The sequence below is a fragment of the Micromonospora sp. KC207 genome (genome assembly GCF_004348615.1).
Lineage (GTDB): Bacteria > Actinomycetota > Actinomycetes > Mycobacteriales > Micromonosporaceae > Micromonospora.
On the sequence record NZ_SMKJ01000188.1, the window covers coordinates 1 to 14,238 of the forward strand.

Sequence of the window (14,238 nt, forward strand, 5' to 3'; positions counted from 1 at the left end):
GGTCACCAGTCACCTGCCCATCCAACCACGCACCGCCGCGCCGCCCGCCGCGGGCGGCGCCCCACCCTCAGGTGGGCGCCGTGTCGTTGGTCACCGCGCGGGGCGGCGGACGCGGATGCCGCACCGCGAGCGCGTGAATTTCTTGCAGCATGCCGTTCAATGGTGAAAAATTCCTTCACATGAGCGACGCGGTCAGCCCACGGTGCTGCCGAAGACCTCGTCGCGCACCGCGTCCAGGGCCGTGCGCAGGGCCCCGCGCAGGATCGGCTCCTCGGTCAGCCCGGTCGGCACCACCCGGGGGCGGACCAGGGTGATCGCGGCGACCTCGTGCTGCACCCGCTCGGCCAGCGCCGCGCCGCCGGCCTGACCGACCTCGCCCGCGAGCACCACCAGCGGCGGGTCGAGCACCACGCAGGTGCTCGCCACGCCCAGGGCCAGCCGGCGGGCCAGTTCGTCGAGCAGCGGGCCGCCGGTGGTGCCGGCGGCGATCGCCGCGCGCACCGCGTCCACCGCCGAGTCTGCGGCAAGCCCGTGCTCCCGGGCCACCGCGAGCACCGCGTCCGCCCCGGCGAGCTGCTGGAAGGCCGGCTTGGCCCGGCGCGACACGTCGCGCGGGATGGGCACGCCGGGCACCGGCAGGTAACCGATCTCGCCGGCCGCGCCGCTGCTGCCGTGGTGCAGCCGACCGCCGAGCATGATCGCCAGGCCGACGCCCGCACCGACCCAGACCAGCACGAAGTCGCTGTGCTCCCGGGCTACCCCGGACTGCGCCTCGGCCACGGCGGCCAGGTTGACGTCGTTCTCGAAGACCACCGGGGTAGCAAGGTCCTCGCGCAGCGCGGCCAGCAGGCCCCGGTGCCAGCGCGGCAGGTTGAACGCGAAGGTGATGTCGCCGCTGGCCGGGTCGACCAGGCCGGGGGTGCCCAGCACCACCCGGCGGACGCTGGACAGCTCCGCGCCGGCACTGCTCGCGGCCTGGACGACGGCGTTGTGCACCACCCCGACCGGGTCGTCGGTGTCCCGGGTGGACTGCTCCCACCGGCCGACGACCGCGCCGGTGATGTCGGCGCAGGCGGCCACCACCCGCTCGGCGCCGACGTCCACCCCGACCACGTACGCCGATCCCGGCCGCACGGCGTAGAGCTGGGCGTTCGGGCCCCGCCCGCCGGCCTGCTCGCCGACCCGGGCGACCAGGCCGCGCTCCTCCAGCCGCTCGACGAGTTGGGAGGCGGTGACCTTGGACAACCCGGTCAGCTCGCCGAGCCGGGCCCGGGTCAGCGGCCCCCGTTCCAGCAGCAACTCCAGCGCCGCGCGGTCGTTGAGCGCCCGCAACAGGCGGGGGGTGCCGGGCAGCCGGGTCGCACTCATGCCACGTCCTCTGATTTTCGTAAACTTTGCTAACCACAGACGGACCCGCAGCCGGGTGACCGTAGCGTAACGGCCGCCCCGAACCGGGGTACTCGGACGACCAGGCAGCGGGCGGCACCGCCGGTGCCACGCGCCCCCAAGGCCGGGCGCGGCAGAGGGGAGATTTCGTGGGGACCGATCCAGGACTGCGCCGGCTCGCGCTGGGCACCCTGCTCGCCGCGTATCCGGGGCCGGTCCCGCCGGACTGGGCCGTCGGCCTGGTCGCCGAGGGGCTGGCCGGGCACACCCTGTTCGGCACGAACGTGCACGACCCGGCGCAGGTGGCGGCGAGCACCGCCGCGCTGCGCGCCGCCCGGGCCGACGTCCTGGTCGCGATCGACGAGGAGGGCGGGGACGTGACCCGCCTCGCCCACGCCACCGGCAGCCCGTACCCGGGCAACGCGGCGCTCGGCGCGGTCGACGACCCGGCGCTGACCGAGCGGGTGTACGCGGCGATCGGCACCGAACTGGCCGCCCTGGGGATCACCGTCGACCTCGCCCCGACCGTGGACGTGAACAGCGCCGACGAGAACCCGGTGATCGGCACCCGCTCCTTCGGCGCGGATCCGGCCCGGGTGGCCGTCCACTCGGCCGCCGCCGTCGCCGGTCTCCAGTCGACCGGGGTGGCCGCCTGCGCCAAGCACTTCCCCGGCCACGGGGCGACGATCGCCGACTCCCACCACGAGTTGCCCACCGTGGACGCGACCCCGGCGGTGCTGCGCGAGCGTGACATGCCCCCGTTCGTGGCGGTCGTCGACGCCGGGGTCCTGTCGATCATGACCGCGCACATCCGGGTTCCCGCGCTGACCGGCGACGGCCCGGCTACCTTCAGCCGGGCGGTCCTGGTCGACCTGCTGCGCCGCGAGCTGGGCTTCACCGGGACGGTGATCACCGACGCGCTGGAGATGAAGGGCGCGGCGCTGGCCGCCGGCGGCGTCGGCCCGGCCGCCGTCCTGGCCCTCGCCTCCGGGGCGGACCTGCTCTGCATCGGCGCGAGGGTCGACGCCGCGCTGGTCGAACGGGTCGCCGCCGAGATCGTCGCCGCGCTCGGCGACGGCCGGTTGGGCCGGGTCCGGGTCGAGCAGGCCGCCGACCGGGCCGCCGTGCTCGCCGCCGCGACCCGGGCCGCCGGCTCGACGGCTATCGCCCCCACCGACCTGGGGTACGCCGTCGCGCGACGTGCCGTCCGCGTGGAGGGCGACGTCACCGGACTGGGCCGCCCCCTCGTCGTGCAGTTGCACGCCGCCGCCACGATGGCGCAGGGGCGGGTGCCGTGGGGCCTCGGCCCGCACCTGGTTGGGCTGGAGGAGATCCGGGTGGTGGCCGCCGAGACGGACGCGGCGACCCTGCACGGGCTCGCCGGGGACCGGCCGATCGTGCTGGTCGGCCGGCACCTGCACCGGTTGCCCGGCGGCGCGGGGCTGGTCGAGGCGTTGGCCGCCGCGCACCCGGTGACCGTGGTCGAGATGGGCTGGCCGGGGCGGTGGCGGCCGGCGGGAGCCCGCGCGTTCGTCACCACGTACGGGGCCAGCCACGCCAACGGGCGGGCGGCGGCGCAGGCGCTCGGCCTGGCCGACTGAGGGGGCCCCGGCAGGCGATCATCCTGATCTGCACGCTGCGTCACTGACCCTCGAACGAGCCAGTTTCACTAAACAGCAGGTCAAGTCCGCTAGACGACACCGTCGACCCGCCGGTTCCCCCTTGCCCACCCCGACCTCGATACGTAGCGTCATGGGCGGGACAGCGGCCGGCGGAGCGACCGGCCGCCCACGGGAGGACCTGGGAGAGGCCGCGCGGACCGTGGATCCGGCCCGGGATCCACGGTCCGCGCCCTACTGTCGCAACTTGCCGCCTTTCATGGATACCTGTCGTTGATTCGACAGCTTTTCGGCATCGACCCGAGAGCTGACCTTTGGCATGCTTTGCACTGTTGGCACTCTCTTCTCCATCGGTTCCCGAGCCTTCCCATCGCAGGAACCCGCTGGTTCCCGGCGGGCGGAAGGAAGGGCGCCCCCGGTCCGCCAGGCTTTGGCATCGTCCTGTCCGCCTGCGGCTCCGTCCCGTCCGGTAAGACAGACCGAAAGGAGCCATCGTGCGGCACGTCCGCAGGGTTCTTGCACTCGTCCTGTCCACGGTGACCATGAGCGGCGCGTTCGTTGTCGCCCTCGCGCCCCCCTCGCAGGCCGCCGTGTCCTGCTCCGGGACCGTCAGCTACAGCGAGAGCTACGGTCCCGGCGAGTTGACGATCTTCTACAACACCTCCAACGGCGGCACGAACAGCGCGTGCTTCTACCACAAGGGCGCGGCGTACGGCGTCGCCGCACCGACCTCCGTACGCGCGTACCGATGCACGGAGCAGTCCGGCGAGGGGAAGCCGTGCACGGTGGCGGCCAGTTCCAGCCAGGACTTCGGCAACTACGCCTACTATGCGGGGCCGCGAGGTGTCACCGGCACCGCGAACTACTGCGTCGCCGCGGTCGGCTACATCGACTGGCAGGGCTACCGGTACACGATCAGCAGCGGGCGACAGGGCTGTTGACCGGGCCAGGGTCCCACTGACCGGTGCCCCCGGCCGGGGGCTGGGGACGGCCCGCCTACGGCGGATAGACCCCGTACGACCGCCAGCCCCGGTCCGGGAAGCCGGCCGCCTCCGCCACCCGCGCCGACGCGACGTTGGCCGGGTCGTGCCGGTACGTCGGCACGGCACCCTCGTCGAGCACCCGCCGGGCGGCCTGGGCCACCAGCCGGCGGGCCAGCCCCCGGCCTCGGGCGGCCCGGGCGGTGCCGACGGCCAGTTCGTGACCGTGGGCGTCGTGCCGCTTGATCGCCACGCCGGCCAGGTACCGACCGTCGGCGTCCCGCACCACCAGCACCTCGCGGTCGAACAGCTCCAGCCACCGGGGCAGCCCCGGCTCGGTCGGCGCGATCCACTCCCCCACCTCCGGCAGGGGGGCCGGGGCCAGGGTCCACCGGAACACGTCGTCGTTGGACACCCAACGGGGATGGGCGACGGCGGCCGGCAGGCCGGCGAGCAGCCGCCGCTCCGACCGGGCGGCGAGCGCCCGGACCGCCGGGACGTGCCGGGCCGCGACCGACAGCACCGTGCCACGGCCGTCGCCGACCGCGATCGCCGGGCGGAGCCGGCCGTCCCAGGCGGGCAGGTCGCGCCGGTGCGAGCGGACCACGTGCAGCCCGGGGCCCGCCGGCCACTGCCCGAGCCAGCTCACCAGGTGCAGGTACAGCCGCCGGTCACGCACCGGTCGCCTCCCTCCGCCGCGCCCGCCGGGGACGCCGACATGATCACGGTACGCCGCCGGGGCACGCGTCTTCGCGCCGTCGGCGATGACCTGGGCGGCAGGGGTGGCTACCGTTCGTCGTCACGCGCCGATGGCGGGGGCCCGAGGCACCACGACCACGTCATATCTATTTCCATACATGTACAACTTTCTTTGGGACGGTATGGTCATGCCGAATATGCCTGATGACCGATCTGATGACCGATACGAGCAGTACGCCGAGCGACGGTGGCGGGGGCCCCAGGGATGGTTCCCGGCGCAGCCGGCGTACCGGGAGTCCCGCAACGCGCGTGGCGCGGAGCCGGCGCTGTCCTGGGCGGAGCTGAACCGGCTGCCGGCCGGTGTCTCCACCCGGCGCGGCCTCACCGCCCGATGAGCCGCCCCGGCGACTTGGTCAGGTCGGGGTCGACGGCGAGGAGAACCCCGGGTCAGAGCTGCGCGGCGATGGCCTTCGCGCTGTCCACGTCCGGGCCGGGCAGCGGGACGAAGATCGTCCGCCGGTAGTACTCCAGCTCGCGGATGCTCTCCCGGATGTCCGCCAGCGCCCGGTGGGCCAGCCCCTTCCTCGGCTGCCCAAAATAGACCCGCGGGTACCAGCGCCGGCACAGCTCCTTGATGGAGGAGACGTCGATCATCCGGTAGTGCAGGTGGGCGTCGAGGCGCGGCATGTCCCGGGAGATGAAGCCCCGGTCGGTGGCGATCGAGTTGCCGCACAGCGGGGCGGCGCGCGGGTCCTTCACGTGGCTGGTGACGTAGTCGAGCACCAGGTCCTCGGCCTCGGCGAGGGTCACGGCGGAGCGTCGGACCTCCTCGGTCAGCCCGGACTTGCCGTGCATGGTCCGGACGATCTCCGGCATCGCCTCCAGCGCCGCCTCGTCGGCGTGGATCACCACGTCGACCCCGTCGCCGAGCACGTTGAGGTCGGGGTCGGTGACCAGCGCGGCGACCTCGATCAGCGCGTCCCTGCCGAGGTCCAGCCCGGTCATCTCACAGTCGATCCAGACGAGGAGATCAGCCACGGCCACAGCCTACGCGCAGCCCACGCCCTCGCGCCTCGGCACGGTAGGCGGGACGGACCGCTAGGGTTTCCCCGTGCCCGCTGAACCGATCGCGCCACCCTCCGTCACCGCCGACGAGCCGGGCGTCCGCCGGGCCCGCCGGCTGGTCACGGTGCTGGCCCTGGCGGCCGTGCTGCCGGCGCTGTACCTGCCCGGACTGAAACACGACTTCCTCGACCTCAAGATCTACATGCGGGCGATGGACTGGTGGGCCGCCGGCCGCCCGCTCTACGACTACGTGCAGCCGGACCGGGTGCAGGGCGAGCTGTACTTCACCTACCCGCCGCTGAGCGCGCTGCTGCTGCGCCCGTTCGCACTGCTGCCACTCGGGCTGACGATCGCGGTTTTCACGATCCTCACCATGCTCGGCGTGGTGGTGACCACCCGGTGGCTGCTCGCCCCGGTCGTCGCCCGGCACGGCCTGCCCCGGGTGTTCACCCTCACCGTCGGGGTGCTGCTGGTGTTCGCCGTGGAGAGCACCCGGGAGACGATCACCTTCGGTCAGATCAACATGCTGTTGGTCGTGCTGATCCTGGCCGACCTCCTCTTTGCCGTGCCGCAGGGGCGGCGCTGGGCGGGCGTGGGCGTCGGGCTGGCCACGGCGCTGAAGCTCTACCCCGGCATCTTCATCGTCTACCTGCTGGCGGCCCGGCGCTGGCGGGACGCGGCCGTGGCCTCGGCGACCGCCGCCGGGGCCACCCTGCTCGCGGCGGCCGTGTTCCCGTCGGACTCGTGGCGGTTCTTCACCCACGAACTGTGGGCGACCGACCGGGTGGGGCGCACCGACTACACCGGCAACCAGTCGCTGTTCGGGCTGCTCAGCCGGCTCACCGCGCCGGCCGAGCCGAGCCGGGCGTGGTGGCTCGCGGTGGCCCTGCTGGTCGCCGGGTACGGGCTGTGGCGCGCCGCCCGAGCCGCCCGAGCCCGCGACGCGCTCACCGGCCTGACCCTGACCGGCCTGGTCGGGGCACTGGTCAGCCCGATTACCTGGACCCACCACATCTACTGGTTCGTCCCGGCGGTGGTGGTGCTGACCGACACGGCGCTCGCCACGGACCCGGCCGCGCCGGCCGGAGCCCGACGGCGACGGTGGTTGACCGGCCTGGCCGTCCTCACCGGCGCGCTGATCAGCTACGGGGTGGTGTCGTTCCACGACTGGGGGGTGGCCCCCGTGCCCACAGACTCGCCCGGCGAGTTCCTGGTTCGCAACACGTACGTGCTGCTGAGCCTGCTGCTGGTGGCGGCCCTGCCGGTCGCCCACCCCCCGGCCACCGGCGCAAGCATGGCGCCAGACCACGACGGCGAGAAATCGCGCTAAATGGACAGATCTCCCGAGTAGCGTCGTTAACGGCTAATATGATCCATACCTCGGGCATCCCCCGTGGCACCGATCCCCCGGTGCAGGCGGCCCTCCGTGTCGGCAGCACGGAGGGCCGTCCGGGGTCGGGGAAGGAAGGGCCCCCTGTTGACGCCTGAGGTAGAGAAGGGTCCCCTTCTCACCTCTGCGGCGCGGCCCGGCCGGCACACGCAAGCAGGCGTTGCCGGCCCGCGCAAGCAGGCGTTGCCGGCGCGGGGGGCAGGAACGGCGGCGGGCGCGGCGGTCAGGAGCGCGGGCGGGTGCGGGCGCTGGGCGCGGCCGGGCGAATCCGGCGCGGCTCGATCTGTACCGGCCGGGTCGTGACCTCCGGCACGACCGGCGGCCAGGCCGGCGGGCCCGGCAGCGACGACGCCCCGGACGACGACGCCGAGCGGGGCGACGAGGCCGGCTTGGGCGACGGGGTCAGGTCCGCGAGGGTGGCCGGGCGGCGGGCCGGCGCCAGCGCGGACCGGGGGCGGTCGGCCGACGCCCCCACCGCGACCAGTTGCCGGTCCACGGGCGCGGCCGGGGACGGCGCGGGGCCGGCGCCCAGCCCGTCGAGCGAGGTCACCCCGAGCCGATCGGCGAGCACCGGAACCTGGTCGGGTTCGACCACGAAGACCACCTCGCGCGGGCGCGCCGGGCGCAGCAGCAGCACGGCGGAGGCCACCAGCAGGGCACCCAGCGCGCCCAGCAGCCAGGCTGCCACCGGGAACCAGTCGGTCGCCGGACGCGCCTGGAGGACGACCGCCCCGATCCCGACGGTGAACCCGCCGGCGGCGTCGGGGTGGCGGGACAGGACGCCGAGCGCGCCTGCGGCCAGCAACGCCGGAGTACCGATGGTGAGCAGCAGCATGCCAGTGAGCGCGCGAGCGATCCGCATCGGTGTCGTCCCCTTCCGTGGCTTGAGTACCCGGCCGACCTTACCGGCGCAAACCACGCAATCAGCCCTATATCAGCGGCAACGGCGTACGACGGCGGCCGGAAACGGGCCGGCCCGCCGGGTGGACCGGCGGGCCGACGGGACGGGCGGGTAGCAGGACAGGCCGACAGGACGGGCCGACAGACAGGACGGGCGGGCAGGCGGTACGGATCAGCTCGTCTCCGCCGGACCCCGCCGCGTACGGGCGAAGGCGAGCCCGCCGAGGACCAGGCCGGCCAGCCCGGCGACCAGCCCGGCGACGCCGAACGCGAGCCCCGGCCCACCGTCGGAGTCGTCATCGTCGTCCGCCGCCGGGGCGGCCACGGCCGGGGCCGAGGCACCGACCGACGGGGCCGCCCCGGTCAGGGTCAGCACCGGGGCGGGGTGCTCCGGCTCCTCCGCCCCGGCGGTCGGCTCCTCGATCCAGCGCACCACCGTGCCGTCGGAGTACGTCTGGAGCGCCTTGAACACCATCGTGCCGACCTGCGGCAGCGGCCCCATCGACACCGGGAACTCCTGGAACTGGCCCGGCTTCACCGCCGCGTCCCCCGTCGACGTCCAGGTGATCTTGGCGACCGCCTCGGTGACCTCGCTGCCGTGCACCTGCACCGGCGGGTCGACCTTGCGCTTCTCCACCGCCACCGTCCAGCCCGGCACCGGCATCGTGGACACCGAACCGACCGGCGCGTTCTCCGGCAGCACCACCTCGACCTTCGTCGTCGAGGCCTCGTCGCTCTCGTTCGGCACCCGGAACGCGAACCGGCCGTAGCCGCCCTGCGTCGCCTCCCTCGGGTTGATCGTGACGTGCGCCGAGGCGGGCACGGCCACGCCGAGCACCACGGCGGCGACCCCGAGGGCCAGGGCGGCGGCGGTTGCGGAACGCCGGTGACGGAGCATGGTGGAACTACCTCTCGTTAACGGATGGGCACGGTGGCGCTCACCGTGGCCTGGTCTATGTCCGAAATCCGGACGGTGAAGCGGAACTGCCACTGCCCCGCGGCGGGAAGGTTGATCTCCCCGGTCGCGTGGTTGTCGGTCAGCGGCAGCATCGGGATCTCGATCGGCTCGATCCCGGCCGACGGCAGCGCGGCGGTGGCCTTCCACTCGGCCACCGGCTGCGGCCGGTTGTCCAGCGTGTACGCGTACAGGTGCATCGAGTTGTTGCCCCGCTTGGCCGGGTCCAGCTCCACCTGGAGCGAGTAGAGCGGGCTGGACAGCGTGGTGGTGAAGAAGCCGTCCTGCGTACCGGCCACGTCGGCGGCGGCGGTGCGCGCCGGAGGGGTCTGCACCAGGGTCGCCGTCACACCGAGCACCACTGCGGTGATCGCCAGCTCCACCCAGACCGCCCGGCGCACCGGGGCCGGGTGGGCCGGCGCGGTCCGCCGGCGCACCAGCGCCCGGGAGTACGCGGCCACGGCGATCACCAGCGCGAACAACACGATCTTGGCCAGCAGCAGCCGCCCGTACGTGGTGTCGAGCAGGGCCGACGGGGTGGCGACCTCGATCAGTGCCTGCACGGTGCCGGCGAGCAGCAGCGCCGCGACGGACAGCGCCGCCCAGCGCGACCAGACCGGCAGGATCGCGCCCAGCTCCCGCTCGTCGGCCAGGCGCAGCAGGAAACCGCCGAGCATCACCAGCCCGCCCAGCCACACGGCCATGCTGCCCAGGTGCACCGCGTCGACCACCACCGACACCGCCGGCGCGGGCGAGGCCGCCGGGTGCCCGGCCAGGGGCCAGGTGAACAGCGTCGCCCCGCCGAGGATGGCCAGAAGCACCGCGTCGGTGCGCCCCACCTGCCCGGCGAAGATCGGGCGGAGCAGGAGCGCCGCCGCCGCGAGCAGGCCCAGCCGCACCAGGTGCGCGGCCCCGTACGTGCTGCCGAGCACCTCGCCGAGACCCGCGCCGGTCACGTCGGACAGCCCGCCTCCCGCCGTGTACGGCACCTGGAGCCACAGCTCGGCCAGCGTGGCGAGCACCAGCAGGCCGAGCCCGGTCCAGGCGAGCCGGGCCGGGCCCCGGCGGTCCAGCCGGCGCGGCCACAGCGCACCGAGCACCAGCACCGGGCCGACCAGCAGCAGCAGCCCCGCGTACCCGAGGTACTTGGCGACCTTGACCCCAGTCTGCACCACCGGGTTGGCTCGCGAGTCCGTCCCGCTGTCCGTCGGCGGGGTCGACGGCGCGCCCACCGACCAGGTGAACGCGCCGGAGACCGGGTGGCTGTCCGCCGAGATCACCCGGTAGCTGATCAGGTACGTGCCCCGCCCCGCCGACTGGTCCACCGGCACGGTCACCACCGGGCCGGAGAACGAGGGCTCTCCCCGGTCCGCCCGCGACCCGTCCGGGGCGATCACCCGGATCTTCCCCGCCACTTTGCGCACCGGCTCGCTGAACGTCAGCACCACCTCGGCCGGCCCGCTCGGCACCACGGCCGAGGCGGCCGGGCTGCTGCTCACCAGCACCGCGTGGGCGCTCGCGGGGGTGGCCGGGGCCAGCAGCAGGGCGACGACGGTGACCAGCAGGCCGGCGAGCGCGCCGAGGCGCGTGAACCGGCGGCGTAGGGGCCGGAGGTTGGCAGCAGTCATGCCGGCCATGCTCGCCGACGAACGGGTCGCTCGGCGAGCCCGTCCCGCCCGCGCGCCACCGGAATGCCACCTTCGCCGCCGTCACGGACCGGCCGCGGCCGGTGCTCCCACGTGCTACCGGGAGCGGATCGCATCATCCGCGCCCCGCCGCGACGGCGAGCCCCAGCGGGCGGTCCGGCTCGCCGCCGCTGCGCCCCAGCGCCCAGAGCAGGCCCGCCTGGACCACTGCCGCCAGGTGCCCCGCCTCGTGCACCAGGGCGGTGGTGGAGTTGGCGATGTCCAGCGCGCTGGTGGCGGCCAGGCAGAGCGCCAGCACCAGCGCCACCGGCAGGAAGGCCCGGGCCCGCTCCGGCCGCCACGCGGCCAGTGCGAAGCCGACCGCGAGCGCCACGTCGAAGGAGGCCATCTCCCGGCTGGTGTGCGCGTCGGCACCCACCTCGAACCCGCCGACCAGGACCGGCAGCGCGACGGCGAGCTGGGCGACGGCGGCCACCGCCACCGCCACCCGCAGCAGTTGGCGCCGGGCACGCACGGCCGCGTCGGCGGTGGCCCGCGCCGCGGCCCGCTCGGCGGCGACCGCCGACAGCACGGACGCGGTGAGATCGGGCACCCGCACAGGGCGCAGCCGGGTGAGCCGGGTCACCTGCTCGGCGCGGGCCAGCCAGGACCGGCAGCCGGGGCAGGAGTCGGTGTGCGCGTCCAGCACCGCCGACGACGTCTGCGGGTCCTCACCGTCCAGCCGCGCCGACAGCGCCACGCGTACGTCGTCGCAAGTCATGATCGGGTAGTCGGGCGAAGCATCGGAAAAGTTCCCGGAGTGGGGTACGCCATGGAAGGGCCGAAGGACCCTGTCCCCTCCCGGTATGCCGCGTACCGTGGTCTGACGTGATCCCCGCGCCGCGCGAGCCCGCCGCCGTCGGTCCGACCGGCCCGTCGCCGGACGGTGCCCGTGGCACGGCCGCCGCACGCGACGCGGCTGCCGGGGACGGGCGGGAAACGCCCACCGCACGCGGACGCGACGCGGCTACCGAATGGGCGCTGGCCGCCCGCGACGGCGATCCGGCCGCTCAGGCGGCGTTCGTCCGGGCCACCCAGGCCGAGGTGTGGCGGTTCGCCGCCGCGCTCGTCGACCCGGACAGCGCCGACGATCTCACCCAGGAGACCTACCTGCGGGCGTTCCGGGCGCTGCCCACCTTCGCTGGGCGGTCCACCGCCCGTACCTGGCTGCTCGGCATCGCCCGCCACGCCTGCGCCGATCACCTGCGCGTGGCGGTCCGTCGACGCCGGCTCGCCGAGCGGCTGGCCAGTCACGCCCACACCGACCTTCCGCATCCCGACCCCGCCGGGCAGCTCGGGGCAACCGACCTGGTGCGCCGGCTCTCCGCCGAGCGGCGCGAGGCGTTCGTGCTCACCCAACTGCTCGGCCTGTCGTACGCCGAGGCCGCCGCCGTGGAGGGGGTGCCGGTCGGCACCATCCGCTCCCGGGTGGCCCGGGCCCGCCACGACCTGGTCGAGGCCGCCGGCGACGCGCTCGCCGGATGAACGGGAACGTCCGCCGTGACCGGGAACGTCCGTACGACGAGGAACGTCCGTACGACCGGGAACCTCAGTCAGGTCCGGGACGACCAATGACTGTGACCGCATCGAACACCGGGGCCGCCCGCTGGCCCGCCGTCCGGCCCTGGCTCGGCGTCGCCGTGCGGCTGGGGCTGGCCGCCGTCTGGCTCATCGCCGGCGGCGCCAAGGTCGGCGACCTCGCCGCCTCCGGGCGCGCCGTCAACGCATACCAGGTCATGCCGTACGACGTCGCGACGGTGATCGGCGCGGCGCTGCCCTTCGTCGAACTGGCCCTCGGGACGCTGCTGCTGGTCGGCCTGGCCACCCGCCTGGCCGCCGGGATCTCGGCGGCCCTGCTGGTGGTCTTCGTCGCCGGCATCGCCTCGGCCTGGTCGCGCGGCCTGGCCATCGACTGCGGCTGCTTCGGCAGCGGCGGGCAGCTCGCCGCCGGGCAGTCACCGAGCTACCTCCCGGAGATCCTCCGGGACCTGGGCTTCCTGGCCCTGGCCGGGTTCCTGCTGAGCTGGCCCCGCACCCCCGTCTCCGTGGACGGCTGGCTCGCGGGCGCACCCGTGGAGGACGAGGATGAGTAGTCGCAAGGGACAGAAGGACGCCGCCCGGGTGGTCCGGGAGCAGTTGGCCCGGGAGCGCCGGCGCAAGCGGACCCTGTGGACCTCGCTGGTGGCGGTCGCCGTGCTGGTCATCGCCGGCGGAATAGGCTGGACCGTCTGGTCCAGCCAGCGCTCCGACACCTTCACCACGCCGCCGGGCGCGACCGAGGCCGGCACCGGGATCGCGTACGGCACCGGCCCGGTCACCATCGACCTGTACGAGGACTTCCTCTGCCCCGTCTGCAAGCAGTTCCAGCAGACCAGCGGCACGACGATCGACCAGCTCGTCAGCGAGGGCAAGGCGCGGGTGGTGTTCCACCCGGTGGCCTACCTCAACCGGTACTCCACGACCGAGTACTCCACCCGCGCCTCCGCCGCCTCCGGCTGCGCCGCGAAGGGCGGCAAGTTCCAGGAGTTCGCGAAGGCCCTGTTCGACAGGCAGCCCCCGGAGGGCAGTGCCGGGCTGAGCGACGACGAACTGGTCGACATCGGCGCGGGCATCGGGCTCAACCGGGACGACTTCGCCTCCTGCGTCTCCGACGGGACGTACACGTCGTGGACCGAGCACGTCACCGAGGACGCGAGCCGGGCGGGGGTCACCGGCACCCCCACCATCAAGATCAACGGCGTTGAGGCCGCCGACCGTTCCCCTGCGGGCATCACGGCAGCGGTGGCGGCGGCCGGCAAGTGACCCCCGCCGGCCTGGCTCGCCGCGCCGGGCGGGCCCAGGCCAGACTGGTTCGCCGCGCCGGGCCGGCCTTCACCGCCAGGCTCGTCGCCGTGCTCGCCGGGCTCGTCGCCGTGCTCGCCGGGCTGATCGCCGTGCTCGCCACGGCGACGCCGGCCGCCGCGCACGGCGGGGAGGCCCCCGACGGCACGGACTACCGGGCCGAGGTGACCGGCATCGCGCCGGCCCGACCCGGGCTGACCGTCCGCGTCGTGGAGGCCGGGGCACGGCTGGAACTGGTCAACAGCACCGGACGGCCGATCGAGGTGATCGGCTACACCGGCGAGCCGTACCTGCGGATCGGCCCGGACGGGGTGTACGAGAACAGCCGCTCCCCCGCCACGTACCTCAACCGGACCCTCGCCGGGGACACCGCCCTGCCCGCTGAGGCGGACCCGGCCGCCGCCCCGGACTGGCGGCGCGTCGGCGACGGGCCGGCCGCCCGTTGGCACGACCGGCGCACCCGCTGGCAGGAGCCCACCCCGCCGGCGCCGGTACGCGCCGACCCGACCCACGAGCAGCGGGTCCGGGACTGGGTGGTGCCGTTGCGCGACGGGGCCGAGCCGGTGGAGGTCCGGGGCACGCTCGACTGGGTGCCGCCGCCCGACGCGTACCCCTGGTGGGTGGCGGCCACGCTCGGCTTCCTGCTGGTCGGCTCCGCCGGGCTGCTGGCGGCCGGCACGCAGCTCGGGGCGCGGGCGCTGGCCGGGGTCGGCGCTGC

14 protein-coding genes and 1 pseudogene are annotated in these 14,238 nt (G+C 74.6%); 8 read left to right on the forward strand and 7 right to left on the reverse strand.

Annotation, left to right across the window (positions count from 1 at the left end):
* Positions 1 to 192: 192 nt before the first annotated feature.
* Positions 193 to 1,368 (reverse strand): ROK family transcriptional regulator, encoded by a 1,176-nt coding sequence (locus E1258_RS21715; RefSeq protein WP_132404331.1) that lies wholly within the window; start codon positions 1,366 to 1,368, stop codon positions 193 to 195.
* A 167-nt stretch (positions 1,369 to 1,535) separates the two neighbouring features.
* Here E1258_RS21715 and E1258_RS21720 point away from each other — a divergent pair, with 167 nt between their 5' ends.
* Positions 1,536 to 2,987 (forward strand): glycoside hydrolase family 3 protein, encoded by a 1,452-nt coding sequence (locus E1258_RS21720; RefSeq protein WP_132404334.1) that lies wholly within the window; start codon positions 1,536 to 1,538, stop codon positions 2,985 to 2,987.
* Positions 2,988 to 3,499: 512 nt separating this feature from the next.
* On the forward strand, positions 3,500 to 3,946 hold the full coding sequence (locus E1258_RS21725; protein WP_132404337.1) for a hypothetical protein: 447 nt from the start codon (positions 3,500 to 3,502) through the stop codon (positions 3,944 to 3,946).
* A 55-nt stretch (positions 3,947 to 4,001) separates the two neighbouring features.
* On the opposite strand, the gene E1258_RS21730 is transcribed toward E1258_RS21725, so the two are convergent.
* Entirely contained in the window at positions 4,002 to 4,664 is a 663-nt protein-coding gene (locus E1258_RS21730; protein WP_036377752.1) for a GNAT family N-acetyltransferase, read from the reverse strand.
* Between the two features lie 217 nt (positions 4,665 to 4,881).
* Between E1258_RS21730 and E1258_RS21735 the strand changes: the two genes are divergently transcribed.
* Positions 4,882 to 5,079, forward strand: a complete 198-nt coding sequence (locus E1258_RS21735; protein ID WP_243715613.1) for a DNA repair protein — start codon at positions 4,882 to 4,884, stop codon at positions 5,077 to 5,079.
* Positions 5,080 to 5,131: 52 nt separating this feature from the next.
* Here E1258_RS21735 and orn read toward each other — a convergent pair whose 3' ends face one another.
* Positions 5,132 to 5,728: an oligoribonuclease gene (gene orn / locus E1258_RS21740; RefSeq protein WP_007075071.1), complete on the reverse strand. Its 597-nt coding sequence runs from the start codon at positions 5,726 to 5,728 to the stop codon at positions 5,132 to 5,134.
* A 67-nt stretch (positions 5,729 to 5,795) separates the two neighbouring features.
* Here orn and E1258_RS21745 point away from each other — a divergent pair, with 67 nt between their 5' ends.
* Positions 5,796 to 7,079, forward strand: coding sequence for a glycosyltransferase family 87 protein (locus tag E1258_RS21745; RefSeq protein ID WP_132404343.1), 1,284 nt, complete (start codon positions 5,796 to 5,798; stop codon positions 7,077 to 7,079).
* Between the two features lie 283 nt (positions 7,080 to 7,362).
* On the opposite strand, the gene E1258_RS21750 is transcribed toward E1258_RS21745, so the two are convergent.
* The 4 genes from E1258_RS21750 to E1258_RS21765 all read right to left on the reverse strand — a co-directional run bounded on the left by E1258_RS21750 (position 7,363) and on the right by E1258_RS21765 (position 11,400).
* Positions 7,363 to 8,001 (reverse strand): hypothetical protein, encoded by a 639-nt coding sequence (locus E1258_RS21750; RefSeq protein WP_132404346.1) that lies wholly within the window; start codon positions 7,999 to 8,001, stop codon positions 7,363 to 7,365.
* Positions 8,002 to 8,211: 210 nt separating this feature from the next.
* Positions 8,212 to 8,937, reverse strand: coding sequence for a YcnI family protein (locus tag E1258_RS21755; protein ID WP_132404349.1), 726 nt, complete (start codon positions 8,935 to 8,937; stop codon positions 8,212 to 8,214).
* Between the two features lie 17 nt (positions 8,938 to 8,954).
* Positions 8,955 to 10,631, reverse strand: coding sequence for a copper resistance CopC/CopD family protein (locus E1258_RS21760; RefSeq protein ID WP_132404352.1), 1,677 nt, complete (start codon positions 10,629 to 10,631; stop codon positions 8,955 to 8,957).
* Positions 10,632 to 10,755: 124 nt separating this feature from the next.
* The gene (locus tag E1258_RS21765; RefSeq protein WP_132404354.1) at positions 10,756 to 11,400 is read right to left on the reverse strand and encodes a zf-HC2 domain-containing protein; all 645 of its coding nucleotides are present in this window, start codon (positions 11,398 to 11,400) and stop codon (positions 10,756 to 10,758) included.
* 107 nt (positions 11,401 to 11,507) lie between these two features.
* Between E1258_RS21765 and E1258_RS21770 the strand changes: the two genes are divergently transcribed.
* From E1258_RS21770 to E1258_RS21785, 4 genes and pseudogenes are all read left to right on the forward strand, one after another.
* Positions 11,508 to 12,164 (forward strand): sigma-70 family RNA polymerase sigma factor, encoded by a 657-nt coding sequence (locus E1258_RS21770; RefSeq protein WP_371688655.1) that lies wholly within the window; start codon positions 11,508 to 11,510, stop codon positions 12,162 to 12,164.
* An 86-nt stretch (positions 12,165 to 12,250) separates the two neighbouring features.
* On the forward strand, positions 12,251 to 12,772 hold the full coding sequence (locus E1258_RS21775) for a MauE/DoxX family redox-associated membrane protein (protein WP_132404357.1): 522 nt from the start codon (positions 12,251 to 12,253) through the stop codon (positions 12,770 to 12,772).
* A complete protein-coding gene (locus E1258_RS21780; protein ID WP_132404360.1) occupies positions 12,765 to 13,481 on the forward strand; it encodes a thioredoxin domain-containing protein in 717 nt (238 codons plus the stop codon). The genes E1258_RS21775 and E1258_RS21780 overlap by 8 nt, the downstream gene beginning before the upstream one ends.
* Positions 13,478 to 14,238: pseudogene (locus E1258_RS21785) on the forward strand (hypothetical protein); the annotation flags it as partial. The gene E1258_RS21780 and the pseudogene E1258_RS21785, both read left to right, overlap by 4 nt.

Bases quoted from the DNA above. Each gene is read 5' to 3' on its own strand.
- E1258_RS21755 (WP_132404349.1), bottom strand. From the start codon at position 8,937: ATGCTCCGTCACCGGCGTTCCGCAACCGCCGCCGCCCTGGCCCTCGGG.
- E1258_RS21775 (WP_132404357.1), top strand. From the start codon at position 12,251: ATGACTGTGACCGCATCGAACACCGGGGCCGCCCGCTGGCCCGCCGTC.
- E1258_RS21760 (WP_132404352.1), bottom strand. From the start codon at position 10,631: ATGGCCGGCATGACTGCTGCCAACCTCCGGCCCCTACGCCGCCGGTTC.
- E1258_RS21750 (WP_132404346.1), bottom strand. From the start codon at position 8,001: ATGCGGATCGCTCGCGCGCTCACTGGCATGCTGCTGCTCACCATCGGT.
- E1258_RS21715 (WP_132404331.1), bottom strand. From the start codon at position 1,368: ATGAGTGCGACCCGGCTGCCCGGCACCCCCCGCCTGTTGCGGGCGCTC.
- E1258_RS21735 (WP_243715613.1), top strand. From the start codon at position 4,882: ATGCCTGATGACCGATCTGATGACCGATACGAGCAGTACGCCGAGCGA.
- E1258_RS21765 (WP_132404354.1), bottom strand. From the start codon at position 11,400: ATGACTTGCGACGACGTACGCGTGGCGCTGTCGGCGCGGCTGGACGGT.
- E1258_RS21780 (WP_132404360.1), top strand. From the start codon at position 12,765: ATGAGTAGTCGCAAGGGACAGAAGGACGCCGCCCGGGTGGTCCGGGAG.